Annotated in this window: 13 protein-coding genes, 1 pseudogene and 2 riboswitches; of the genes and pseudogenes, 11 read left to right on the top strand and 3 right to left on the bottom strand. The window is 65.5% G+C overall.

What is annotated here, in order from left to right; genetic code table 11:
* Positions 1-86 precede the first annotated feature (86 nt).
* Positions 87-458 carry a hypothetical protein gene (locus CI805_RS09550; RefSeq protein WP_260922564.1) on the top strand — a complete coding sequence of 124 codons (372 nt, stop codon included), beginning with the start codon at positions 87-89 and terminating at the stop codon, positions 456-458.
* Positions 459-569: 111 nt separating this feature from the next.
* Here CI805_RS09550 and CI805_RS09545 read toward each other — a convergent pair whose 3' ends face one another.
* Both CI805_RS09545 and CI805_RS09540 read right to left on the bottom strand, forming a co-directional pair.
* A complete protein-coding gene (locus CI805_RS09545) occupies positions 570-1,316 on the bottom strand; it encodes an SDR family NAD(P)-dependent oxidoreductase (protein WP_260922561.1) in 747 nt (248 codons plus the stop codon).
* A gap of 84 nt (positions 1,317-1,400) precedes the next feature.
* Positions 1,401-2,825, bottom strand: a complete 1,425-nt coding sequence (locus CI805_RS09540; protein ID WP_260922558.1) for a sigma-54-dependent transcriptional regulator — start codon at positions 2,823-2,825, stop codon at positions 1,401-1,403.
* 177 nt (positions 2,826-3,002) lie between these two features.
* Here CI805_RS09540 and CI805_RS09535 point away from each other — a divergent pair, with 177 nt between their 5' ends.
* From CI805_RS09535 to CI805_RS09490, 10 genes and pseudogenes are all read left to right on the top strand, one after another.
* A complete protein-coding gene (locus CI805_RS09535) occupies positions 3,003-3,128 on the top strand; it encodes a hypothetical protein (protein WP_260922549.1) in 126 nt (41 codons plus the stop codon).
* Positions 3,129-3,210: 82 nt separating this feature from the next.
* Entirely contained in the window at positions 3,211-3,540 is a 330-nt protein-coding gene (locus tag CI805_RS09530; protein ID WP_260922547.1) for a hypothetical protein, read from the top strand.
* A 186-nt stretch (positions 3,541-3,726) separates the two neighbouring features.
* Entirely contained in the window at positions 3,727-4,305 is a 579-nt protein-coding gene (locus tag CI805_RS09525) for an aspartate/glutamate racemase family protein (RefSeq protein WP_313958489.1), read from the top strand.
* A 6-nt stretch (positions 4,306-4,311) separates the two neighbouring features.
* On the top strand, positions 4,312-5,472 hold the full coding sequence (locus CI805_RS09520; RefSeq protein ID WP_260922545.1) for a deoxyguanosinetriphosphate triphosphohydrolase: 1,161 nt from the start codon (positions 4,312-4,314) through the stop codon (positions 5,470-5,472).
* Positions 5,465-6,175, top strand: a complete 711-nt coding sequence (locus CI805_RS09515; RefSeq protein WP_260922543.1) for an NAD(P)H-binding protein — start codon at positions 5,465-5,467, stop codon at positions 6,173-6,175. The genes CI805_RS09520 and CI805_RS09515 overlap by 8 nt, the downstream gene beginning before the upstream one ends.
* A 79-nt stretch (positions 6,176-6,254) precedes the next feature.
* A riboswitch (glycine riboswitch) is annotated at positions 6,255-6,382 on the top strand.
* Positions 6,383-6,500, top strand: a riboswitch (glycine riboswitch).
* A gap of 89 nt (positions 6,501-6,589) precedes the next feature.
* Positions 6,590-7,603: pseudogene (gene gcvT / locus CI805_RS09510) on the top strand (glycine cleavage system aminomethyltransferase GcvT); the annotation flags it as partial.
* 87 nt (positions 7,604-7,690) lie between these two features.
* Positions 7,691-8,062 (top strand): glycine cleavage system protein GcvH, encoded by a 372-nt coding sequence (gene gcvH, locus CI805_RS09505; protein WP_260922533.1) that lies wholly within the window; start codon positions 7,691-7,693, stop codon positions 8,060-8,062.
* Between the two features lie 83 nt (positions 8,063-8,145).
* Positions 8,146-9,516 (top strand): aminomethyl-transferring glycine dehydrogenase subunit GcvPA, encoded by a 1,371-nt coding sequence (gene gcvPA, locus CI805_RS09500; protein WP_260922532.1) that lies wholly within the window; start codon positions 8,146-8,148, stop codon positions 9,514-9,516.
* Complete coding sequence (gene gcvPB, locus CI805_RS09495; RefSeq protein WP_260922527.1) at positions 9,513-11,114, top strand: aminomethyl-transferring glycine dehydrogenase subunit GcvPB; 1,602 nt, start codon at positions 9,513-9,515, stop codon at positions 11,112-11,114. Before gcvPA ends, gcvPB begins: the two co-directional genes overlap by 4 nt.
* A 10-nt stretch (positions 11,115-11,124) precedes the next feature.
* Positions 11,125-11,670 (top strand): CcdC protein domain-containing protein, encoded by a 546-nt coding sequence (locus CI805_RS09490; protein WP_260922516.1) that lies wholly within the window; start codon positions 11,125-11,127, stop codon positions 11,668-11,670.
* 47 nt (positions 11,671-11,717) lie between these two features.
* On the opposite strand, the gene CI805_RS09485 is transcribed toward CI805_RS09490, so the two are convergent.
* Positions 11,718-11,855 (bottom strand): Entericidin EcnA/B family protein, encoded by a 138-nt coding sequence (locus CI805_RS09485; protein WP_260922515.1) that lies wholly within the window; start codon positions 11,853-11,855, stop codon positions 11,718-11,720.
* Positions 11,856-11,934: the final 79 nt, after the last annotated feature.

The following is an 11,934-nucleotide window of genomic DNA, read 5'->3' as shown; positions in this document are numbered from 1 at the left end:
TGCGGACGACTTTTCCCGATTTGCTCGTTTCTCCCTCAAACGCAGGCAATCGGGCCTGTGTCGTACAAGCGAAAGGGAGTAATTCCATGAAGCAGACCACGACCATCCGAGCCGCTCTGGCCGTCGCCGCGCTGGGCGTGACCGGCGGTGTGACCGCCACCGCCATGGCCGCCTTGCCCATGATGTATGAGGAATCGCTCGCCCATCAGGAAGAAGGGCGGATCATCAAGTCTCCCATCGGCGGGATCGAGAACAGCCACTGGTTCAATTATCGCGCCAATATCAACGAGAGCCGCAAGGAACTGGTCAGCGACATGCGCCATGCCAGCGATACGGAGGATCGCCGCGATGCCTGGGACGAATACGCGCACGAACTGAACCATGAGCGGGCCGGCTATGTGAAGTACATGGCCAAGCGCGGCTACCGCATGCCTCAGGTCTACTTCGAAGGCATGTAAACCAGCCACCGAGGGATGAAGCCTCTCCCGCCATCGGGCGGCAGGGACTTCGCCCGGGCAAAGGGGTCGGATTGTGGTCCGGCCCCTTTTCTCATACCACTTTCAAATCGGTCAGCGTGCCAGATAACCGCCATCGACCGGATAATAGGTCCCGGTCATGAACGAGGCCTTCGACGAGAGCAGGAACAGCGTGAGGTTGGCGATCTCATCCGGCGTCGCAAGGCGGTTGAGCGCGTGCTTTTCGGCCAGTTGGGCGATCGCCTCATCGGTCATGTTCTTTTCCAGCGCAGGCGTGGAAACGAAGCCCGGCCCCACAGCATTGATGCGCAGGCCATCGGCGGCATAATCGAGCGCGGCGGTCTTGGTCATCCCCAGCAACGCGTGCTTCGCAGTGACATAGGCCGCCGAGCCCTGCCAGGCGACAGCGCCGAGGATCGAGGCCATATTGACGATCGAGCCGCCACCGCCTGCGACCATCGCCGGGATCTGGTATTTCATGGCATAGAACACGCTGTTGAGATCGACATTGAGCACGCGCTGCCAGTTCTGCAGGGGAATGTCCGCCAGCTTCATCGGCTTGTCGCCGATCCCGGCATTGTTCACGGCATAGGCGAGTGGACCGAAGCGCTCTTCGGCGAAGCGTACCAGTTCCTCGTTCGCTGCGGCATCGGCGACGTCGATGCCGAATACGGCAGTCTGTTCGGTACCCAGTTCCCTTGACAGCGCGTGGGCAGCCTCTTCATCGAAATCGGCGATCACGACGCGGGCACCGGCCTTGGCCAACTGGCGCGCGATAGCCGCACCGATGCCGGAGGCTGCGCCGGTCACGATGGCGCAACGGTTGGTAAAGTCTTCCATTCTCGAAATCTCCCGTTGGATTACGTCGTACAACGCATGGGAGCATCAGAGGTTTTCTTTACAAACGAGAGACTTGTAAAAATATCAGGCGACGTTGTCGATGCCGAGCTCACTGAGCTTGCGATACAGCGTCGAGCGGCCGATCCCCAGCCTGCGCGCGACCTCGGTCATGCGCCCCCGGTAGTGGCCGATGGCGAGGCGGATGACATCGGCCTCAATCTCTTCCAGCGGGCGCAGGTTGCCGTCTGCGGTGTAGAGCATGACGCCGCTGGCTTCCTGACGCGGATTGCCGTTGGCATGGGCCGTCCCGTCGCCGAGGATCGCCAGAAGCTGCGGGAAGTCCTCTGCGGTCAGCGCATCACCGTCGCAGAATACGGCGGCGCGGAACAGCACCGCCTGCAACTGGCGGACATTTCCGGGCCAGTCGTAGGACGACAGCAGCGAAAGCGCGCCGTCGGTGATGCCAAGCTCGCGCAGGCCCGGCTGCTCGCCGATGCGGGCCAGGAAAAAGCGGGTGAGGGCAGGAATGTCGCCCGGTCGTTCGCGCAAGGGCGGCAGCAGCACCTTGGTGGGAGCGAGCAGATCGTGAAGCCCTACAAGGAAGTGACCTTGCGCGACCAGTTCCTCCAGCGGAATATTGCTGGCAACGATCAGGCGGACGTCTACCCGGAACGAATGGCGCGCGCCGATCGGGCGGACATCGCCGCGCTGGAGCGCTTCGAGCAGGCGCTCCTGCACCGAGAGCGGGAGGCGGTCCACTTCATCGAGGGCGAGCGTGGCCCCGTCGGCATTCTGCAGTGCGCCGACATGACGGTCGAACGCACCGGGGAAAGCCCCTTTCTCATGACCGAACAGCACCGACTCCACCGAGCTTGCCGGAACGCCGCCGAGATTCACGATCCGCAGCGGCATCTTCGCGCGTGGTGAGGCCGCATGCATGGAGCGGATCAGCATTTCCTTGCCGCTGCCGCTCTCGCCCTCGACCAGCACCGCGCCGTGGCCGCGCGCCGCCTTGGCGGCGACAGCCAGCGCCTTGCGGAAAGTGGGGGCGGCGCCGACCATCGACTCGAAATCGGGGCTGAGCATCAGCTTTTCGGTCAGCGGCGCCAGTTCGTCGCGCGGCGCCTCCAGCATGGTCGCGGCCCGCAGCGCATGCATCAGGCGGTCGGGCGCGACGGGCTTCACGAGATAATCCGTCGCGCCCGCACGCATCGCCTCGACCGCAAGCAGCGGCGAGGTGCTGGCAGTCAGCATCAGGATCGGCAGCGCCGGGCGGCGGGCTTTCAATTCGGCAATCAGCGCACAGGCATCGTCGCCCGGCACCCACTGGTCCAGAATGATCGCGGATAGGCGCATCCCCTCACGCGTGCCCAGCGTGGCGATCGCCGTCTCGGCATCGCGCACGAGCAGGCAGCGCCAGCCTTCGCGTGCAGCAAGCGCGGAGATGAGCCGGCTCTGTCCCGGTTCATCGTCAATCAGCATCAAGAGGCGCTGCTCGATTTCAGCCATGATCCCTGTTTCTTCGTCCGCGACCCGCCAATGTTGTAACGGCCTTAGCTTACGGGGAGTAAATACCGGATTAAGCACAGGGGCAACCGCGAAGCGCGCGGCTCAGATCCACCTTGCCGCCGCAGTTCCACAGGCATAGCATCACCCCAGTTCCGGCTTGGGAGAGCGGATAAGGCCATGACACCCGACAAGAGCATCGCTGCCGCGCAGCAGACCTATCACAGTTTCCTGAAAGTGCTGGGCTGGACCGTGCCGATCATCCTGCTGATTGTCGCCTTCGTGGTGTTTCTGCTCACCTCGTAACACTCGCTCATCCTGCGGCAATGCAGACCCGCGCAATGAGAGGCCTTGCGTGCGACTCGCCTCGCCTGCCACAGGAGCCTTCATGCGTATTGCCCCTTTGCCCCTGATCGCCTCTGCGCTTGCGATCGCTGCGGGCCTTTCGCTCTCGGGATGCGCCTCGCGCATCGCCTATTCGCACGTCCGGGACTCGCTGGTCGAGGCTGGCGTGCCGCCGCCGACCGCCGAATGCATGGCCCAGCGCATGACCGACCGCCTGACCGTCAAGCAGCTCAAGAAGCTCAAGGCGCTGAAGGGCGCAGGGCACGCCAGCATGTCCGACCTTGCGCTGCTGGCCGCGCGCATCGACGATCCCGAAGTGGTCCGCGTCACGGTGAAGTCTGCCGTCGTCTGTTCGGTGCAAACCGCGCGTTAGGGAATGGACCTCGGCCCCGTGCCCGGTTAGGTGCGGTATCGATTGCGACCATCCCAACGCGAAAGGATCTGCTCCCTTGCGGAAAATCGGCCTGATCGGCGGTCTCAGCTGGTACTCGACCCAAACCTACTACGATGCCATCAATCGCGGCGTGCAGAGCCGCATCGGCGCGAACCATTCCGCCCCATGGTGATCGAGAGCCTCGATGCCGCAGGGCTCACCCGGCTTTCCAGCGCGGATGACTGGGCACGGGCCGGAGACGAACTGGCCAGCGCGGCACAGCGGCTTGAAGCGGCAGGCGCGACCTCCGTGCTGATCGGCGCCAATTCGATGCACAAGGTCTACGACAAGGTCGCAGCGGCGGTTTCGGTGCCGGTGCTGCACATCGCCGAATGCGTGGCCGAACGCATGGTGTCGGACAAGGTCGGCCTCGCCGGGCTGATCGGCACGCGCAACGTGATGCTGGAGAGCTTCTATCGTCAGAAGCTGATCGCGCGCGACATCGAACTGTTGCCGCCGGTGCTGACCCGCGTCGAGGCGCTGGACAAGATCATCTACGATGAGCTGATGCTCGGCAAAGTGACGCGCCAGTCGGAGCGCGACCTCAAGACCATCGTCACCAACCTCGCGCAGGAAGGCGCGCAGGCCATCGTGCTGGGCTGCACTGAACTCGCCATGATCGTCGATGTCGATGCCAATGTCCTGCCGGTCTACGACTGCACCCGCATCCATGCGGAAGCGGCGGTCGACTGGATCCTGGGGTAACATATCTTGGCAAGAGCCCCTTACGCGTCCGATCCTGCGCACTCGCGCGGGCGTGAGTTCACCATCGAGGGCTCGCTTTCGCGCGGGCCGCGCAGCGACTATCAGCGCGATCGCGACCGGATCATCCATTCGATCGCGTTCCGTCGCCTGCGCTACAAGACGCAGGTCTTCGTCGCACCCGATGGCGATCATTACCGCGTTCGCCTGACGCACAGCCTCGAAGTCGCGCAGATCGCCCGCGTGATCGCCCGCGCGATGAACCTCGACGAGGATCTGGCCGAAGCGCTGGCGCTGGCCCACGATATCGGCCACGCGCCGTTCGGCCATGCGGGTGAGGATGCGCTCAACGCCGCGCTCGTCCATGCCGGTGGCTTCGACCATAACGCCCAGAGCCTGCGCACGCTGATGCGGCTGGAAAGCCCCTATTGCGAGCACGACGGATTGAACCTGACGTGGGAAACGCTGGAGGGCCTCGCCAAGCACAACGGCCCGGTGCTCGATCCCGGCTGGGCGCTGACCGAACTCGACGCGGCCTATAACCTCGATCTCGGCTCGCACGCTTCGCTGGAGGCGCAGGTCGCGGCGCTGTCCGACGATATCGCCTACGACAACCACGATATCGACGATGGCCTGCGCGCCGGGTTCCTCAACCTCGACGAAGTGCTCGCCCATCCGTTCGTGGCGCAGCAGTGGGCGGCGGTCGAGAAGCGCTATCCGGGCGTTCCGCGCAATCGCCAGCTCTCGGAACTGATCCGCAGCCAGATCGGCGTGATGGTCAATGACCTGCTGGAAGAAAGCGCGCGGCGTCTGGTCGGCATCACCTCGGTCGACGAGGTGCGGCAGGCCGGGCGCCAGCTGATCGCGTTTTCGCCCGAAGTCGAGGAGGGCGAGCGCGCCTTCAAGCGCTTCATGTACGAGAAGCTTTATTTCCACCCGGAGCAGCTGGAAACGGCGCGCCGGGCGCGTGCGCTGCTGGCGGAACTCTACTCCGCCTATTCGCAGGACCCCGTGCTGATGGACGAGGAGTGGATCGACACGCTGCCCCGCCACGAGCCCGAGCGCAGCCGCCATATCGCCGATTACATCGCCGGTATGACCGACCGCTTCGCCATCGCCCGCCATGCCGAGATCTACGAGCGCACGCCCGAAGTCCTGCGCAATGTCTGACGACCGCGAAGGGGCGGAGGAGCGTTCCTCCGCTTCCTTGCGTATCTGCCTGCTCGGCGCGTCCGGGCTGGTGGGGCAGGCGGTGATCGCGGCGGGCGCGAAGGCTCCTGGCCTGCGCCTGACGGCCATTTCGCGTCGGGAAATTCCGCTGCCGGAAGGGGCGCGTATGGAGGTTCTGCTGGACGAGCCGTCCGGCTGGCCCGATCTCGTCCGTGCAGCCCGTCCCGATGTCGTGATCTGCGCGCTGGGCACCACGTTGCGCAAGGCCGGATCGAAAGAAGCCTTCCGCGCAGTCGATCACGATCTCGTGCTCGATCTTGCGAGAGCCGCGCGGGAGGCGGGGGCAGACCACTTTATCCTCGTTTCCTCAACCGGCGCCGATGCCGCCAGCGGCAACTTCTACCTGCGCACCAAGGGCGAGGTCGAACAGGCGGTGCAGGCGCTCGGCTTTGCTCGCGTCGATGTGATGCGCCCCGGCGTTCTGCGTGGGCCTCGCAGCGAGTTCAGGCCCATGGAACTGGTTGCCCGCATCACCGCGCCTGCCGTGGACCTTGCAATCCTGCGCGGACAATGGCGCCGGTTCCGCTCGATGCCTGCACGACGTCTTGCCGCCGCGATGCTTGCGCTGACCCGCCAGCGCGAGCCGGGCGTGTTCGTGCATGACTGGGACGCGGTTGACACCCTCTTGCGCGAGGCGGCCTGATCGGGTCGTGGAAATTGCGCGCGCTTGCGTCTCGCGGACGTTGACTTGCGTTGCGCGCTCGACCAAGGCTTTGCGCGTCGCTGACAACGCGGGAGAGACCCGCCGATTCGGACGGGACTTGCCCCTGTGGTAAGCTACGGAAGAACGGCAGGCGCCGAAGGAGCAACCGCCCCGGAAACTCTCAGGCAAAAGGACCGCGCCCGTCGATAGCGACGCTCTGGAAAGTGCCCCTCCGGCAACGGTGTGGCCGCCGAAGGTGTAACCTTGCTCCCCGCATCGGGTGAGTGGGGGAAAGCTCTCAGGCTTCCGTGACAGAGGGGGCACCTGGAATGGTGTGCCAATGCTGTGCGGAGCTGTGTCTTGAGCGAATTTCCCGTGAATGATGACGATCAGGTCGAAGAGACCCTGGAGCCGATGATCCTGCCGCTCGATGCCTGGCATCGCGAGAAGGGCGGCCGAATGGTCGAATTCGCCGGTTACATGATGCCCGTGCAGTATGAAGGCATCATGGCCGAGCACCTGTGGACCCGCGAGAATGCAGGGCTGTTCGACGTCAGCCACATGGGCCAGCTGTTCCTGTCGGGTGAGGGCGTGGAAGCGGCCATCGAGGCCGCGCTGCCCATCGACCTTTCGACCCTGAAGACCAACTCGGTACGCTATTCGCTGCTGCTCGACGAAGAGGGCGGCATTCTGGACGACCTGATGGTCACGCGCTGGGACGATGGTTTCTACATGGTCGTCAACGGCGCGACCAAGTGGGACGACATCGGCACGCTGCGCGAACTGCTGCCTGATGATATTACGCTCAACCACCTCGATGACCGCGCGCTGCTGGCGTTGCAGGGCCCCAGGGCCGTCGCCGCGCTGGAGCGTATCGCTGAGGGCGAGCAGGCACTGTCCTCGCTCACCTTCATGAAGGGCGCGCGTTTCACGCTGGGCGGCGTCGAGGCCTGGATCAGCCGTTCGGGCTATACCGGCGAGGACGGTTTCGAAATCTCGATCCCAGGCGAGGATGCTGCCAAGGTCGCCGACCTGATCTGCGCACAGCCCGAAGTGAAGCCGATCGCTCTTGGCGCACGCGATTCGCTGCGCCTCGAAGCGGGGCTGCCGCTTTACGGCCATGACATGGATCCCGCGCGCGGTCCGGTCGACGCGGGCCTCGCATTCGGCGTGAACAAGCGCCGCCGCCTCGAAGGCGGTTTCCCCGGCGCCGAGCGCGTGCAGCGCGATTTCGCGCAGGGCACTGCGCAGAAGCGTATCGGCCTCGTGCTCGAAGGCCGCATGGCCGCACGCGAGGGCGCCAAGGTGCTGAACGGCGATACCGAAGTCGGCGTCGTCACTTCGGGCGGGTTCTCGCCCAGTCTGCAAAAGCCGATCGCGATGGCCTATGTCGATGCGGCCCTGACCGCCGACGGCACCGCGCTCACCATCGAAATGCGGGGCAAGAAGCTCGACGCCACCGTCGCGCCCATGCCCTTCGTCCCAACCGCTATCACCGCTGAAGGAGCCAAGGCGATGACACGTTATTTTTCCGAAGACCATGAGTGGATCGAAGTCGAGGGCGACCTCGGCACCGTCGGCATCACCGACTATGCACAGGGCCAGCTTGGCGACATCACCTTCGTCGACCTGCCCGAAGTGGGCGCCACGTTCGGCAAGGGCGATTCCGTCTCGGTCGTCGATTCGGTGAAGGCCGCCAGCGATGTCTACACCCCGGTTTCGGGCAGCATCGCCGAAGTGAACGAGGCGCTCGCCGACGCTCCCGAGCTGGTGAACACCGAAGCCGAGACCGGCGGCTGGCTGTTCCGCATCACGCTGTCGGACACCGCCGAACTCTCGGGCCTGATGGACGAGACCAACTACAAGGCTTTCGTCGAAGCCCTCTGATCGCCTGACGGGGACGCAGCGAGAGCGCAAAGCGCCGCGCGCGTCCCCACCCGGCCTCACCAATTCTCCCGAGGATCTGCCCCTTGCGTTACCTCCCCCTGACACCCGCCGACCGGGCCGAGATGCTCGGCGTGATCGGCGCGGCCTCGGTCGACGATCTGTTCGTCGACGTTCCCGAGGAAGCCCGGCTTGCCGGCCCGATTTCCGGCCTTGCCCTCCACGCCAGCGAATTGGCGGTCGAGCGCCACATGTCGAAGCTCGCTGCCAAGAACATGAGCGCGGGCTCCGTGCCGTTCTTCCTGGGCGCAGGGGCGTACCGCCATCATGTGCCCGCCTCGGTCGATCACCTGATCCAGCGCGGCGAGTTCCTGACGGCCTACACGCCCTATCAGCCGGAAATTGCGCAAGGCACGCTGCAGGTCCTGTTCGAGTTCCAGACGCAAGTCGCGCGCCTGTTCGGCACCGACATCGCCAACGCCTCGATGTACGACGGTTCGACCGCGTGCTGGGAAGCCATCCTGATGGCGGCGCGCGTCACCCGCAAGGGCCGCAGCGTCCTGTCGGGCGGTCTGCACCCGCACTACGGCGAAGTCGTGCGCACGATGGCCAAGTTCACCAAGGACGACATCGTCTCGCTCGCCGCCGAACTGACCGCCGAGCCCGATGACGCCGCGCTGATCGCCGCGATCGACGACAAGACCGCCAGCGTCGTCGTCCAGTACCCGGACGTTCTTGGCCGCATCCCCGATCTCGCCGCGATTGCCGAAGCCGCGCACGCCAAGGGCGCGCTGATGATCGTGGTCGTGACCGAGCCGGTCGCGCTCGGCATGATCGAGGCACCCGGCAACCTCGGTGCCGATATCGTCGTGGGCGAGGGTCAGTCGATCGGCGTCGGCCTCCAGTTCGGCGGGCCGTACCTCGGCCTGTTCGGCTGCCGCGAAAAGTTCGTGCGCCAGATGCCGGGGCGTCTGTGTGGCGAGACCGTCGATGCCGAGGGCAAGCGCGGTTTCGTGCTCACGCTTTCCACGCGCGAGCAGCACATCCGCCGCGAGAAGGCGACGAGCAACATCTGCACCAACTCCGGCCTCTGCGCGCTGGCGTTCAGCATCCACCTGACGCTGCTGGGCGGCGAGGGCATTGCCCAGCTGGCGGCGGTCAACCATGACCGCGCACAGGCGATGGTCGACGCGCTCACGCAGATCCCCGGCGTCACCTGTCTGAACGAGGCGTACTTCAACGAAGTCACGCTCGTCCTGCCGACCGATGCCCGCGAAGTGGTCCGCCAGTTGGCCGACCGCGAGGTGCTGGGCGGCGTGTCGCTTGGCCGCCTGTTCCCCGACGCCTCGGGCCTGCACAACGGCCTGCTCGTCACCGCCACCGAAACCACCACCGACGAGGATATCGCGACGCTCGCGCGCGAACTCGCCGCCGTTCTCGAAGGAGCCGCCGCATGAGCGCCGTGAATGCTGCCGGATGGCGCCCCTCGATGGGTGAAGGTTCGACCGGAACGCCGCTCACCACCAACAGTGGCGATCGCGGCCTGATGCTGGAAGAGGCGCTGAGCTTCGAACTCGGCGCGGACGGCAAGTGCGGCGTCGATATCGACGTTCCTGCACGTAGCCCCGCTGCGGGCGTGTCGAAGTTCCTGCGCAAGTCGGCCCCGGCACTGCCCGGCCTGACCGAGCCGGAAGTGGTGCGCCACTACACCCGTCTGTCGCGCCAGAACTACGCGATCGACCTCGGGCCGTTCCCGCTCGGTTCGTGCACGATGAAGCACAACCCGCGCCTGAACGAGAAGATGGCGCGTCTGCCGGGCTTCGCCGACGTCCACCCGATGCAGCCGCAGGGCACCGTGCAGGGCGCGCTGGAAGTCATCGAGCAGTTGGCCGACTGGCTGATCACGCTGACCGGCATGGCCTCGGTGGCGATGAGCCCCAAGGCCGGTGCCCATGGCGAGCTGTGCGGTCTGCTGTGTATCCGCGCCGCTCTGGACGCGCGCGGCGAGACCCGCGATGTCGTGCTGGTGCCCGAGAGCGCCCACGGCACCAACCCGGCGACTGCGGCTTTCGCAGGCTTCAAGGTCCAGTCGATCCCGGCCACGCCTGAGGGCCGCGTCGATGTCGAGGCGCTCAAGGCCAAGCTGGGACCGAACGTTGCGGGCGTGATGATCACCAACCCCAACACCTGCGGCCTGTTCGAGCCTGAACTGAAGACCATCGCCGATGCGGTCCACGAGGCTGGCGGCTATGTCTACTGCGACGGCGCGAACTTCAACGCCATCGTCGGCAAGGTCCGCCCCGGCGACCTGGGCGTGGATGCCATGCACATCAACCTGCACAAGACCTTCTCGACGCCGCACGGCGGCGGTGGTCCGGGTGCGGGGCCGGTGGTGCTGTCCGAAGCGCTGGCGCCCTTCGCGCCGCTGCCCTTCGTCACGCGAGGCGCCGACGGTTCGATCCACCTCGTCGAGGAAGAGAACCGCGGCGAGGGCCATGACAAGGCGTTCGGCCGCATGGTCGCCTTCCACGGTCAGATGGGCATGTTCACCCGCGCGCTGACCTACATCCTCAGCCACGGCGCGGACGGTCTGCGTCAGGTGGCCGAGGACGCGGTGCTCAACGCCAACTACGTGCTGCGTTCGTGCGACGACGTGCTGCAGGCCCCGTTCGGTGCCAGCGGTCCGTGCATGCACGAGGCGCTGTTCAGCGACGCCGGGCTGGCCGATGGCTTCTCGACGCTCGACATCGCCAAGGGGCTGATCGACGAGGGCTTCCACCCGATGACGGTCTACTTCCCGCTGGTGGTGCGCGGCGCGATGCTGGTCGAGCCGACCGAAACCGAGAGCAAGGCCGGTCTCGACCGCTTCATCGGTTCGCTGCGCAGCCTGGCGGAGCGCGCCAAGCAGGGCGACGACACCCTGCATTCGGCACCGCACTTCGCGCCGCGCCGCCGTCTTGACGAAACGCTCGCGGCGCGCAAACCTGTGCTGGTATGGCAAGGCGATGTGGCTCCGGCAGGGACGCCCTCGCTGAGCGAGATCGGCGGAAGCTAAGGGGTATCATATGACGGGGGATGCAAAGTCGCTGCTGGGGTATCTGCCGGTGGCGATTTTCGCCCTCGTCATGCTCCTGCGCTATCGCAATCTGCAGAAGGCACGGCCGCTGCGGCTGCCAATGCTGTGGATCATGCCGGTGATCCTGTGTGCCGTGGTGGGAATTGCCCTGTTCGGCATGCATCCCAGTCCGATGGGCTGGCTGGCCGTGGCGGGAGGCGTGGTCATCGGCGCCGCCATTGGCTGGCAGCGTGGCCGCATGATGCGCCTTCATGTCGAAGGTGAGGGCGAAAATGCCCGCGTGATGATGCGCCAGTCGCCTGCAGCGCTGCTGTTCGTCGCTGCGATCTTCATCGTCAGGCGGGTGATCTTTCCAAGCTATCAGCCGGGTTCAACGCCGGATCATCATCCCGCCGCCGGTGCCTTGCTGGTGACGGACGGTATGCTTGGTCTGGCGCTGGGAATGGTGCTGGCGCTGCGACTGTGCCTCTGGCTTCGTGCCCGAAAGGTGGCGGAAGAGCATCGGCTCAGGAAAACCGAAGAAGTCTTCCAGTAAGATAAAAGCCCGCGCTCCGGGGTTGGAGCGCGGGCTTTTCTGACGGCTTACTTGCCGTTGATGGCGTCGTCGCCGGCCTGACCGACCGACGTCACGTCGCGACCGGCACCCTTCACGGTGTTGCAGGCGGTCGCACCCAGCGCGATGCTGGAGGCGACGAGCATGAGAACGACTTTCTTCATCATGACGGGAATTCCTTGTTCCTGTTGTCTCCGCCGCCGCCAAGAGCGTGCGGATCGGGAGAACAAACGTGTGTCGGCAGGT

Origin of the sequence: Novosphingobium sp. 9, assembly GCF_025340265.1 — a bacterium.
Lineage (GTDB): Bacteria > Pseudomonadota > Alphaproteobacteria > Sphingomonadales > Sphingomonadaceae > Novosphingobium.
The sequence above is the reverse complement of the archived record's forward strand: the minus strand, read 5'-3'. Positions and strand labels throughout refer to the sequence as shown.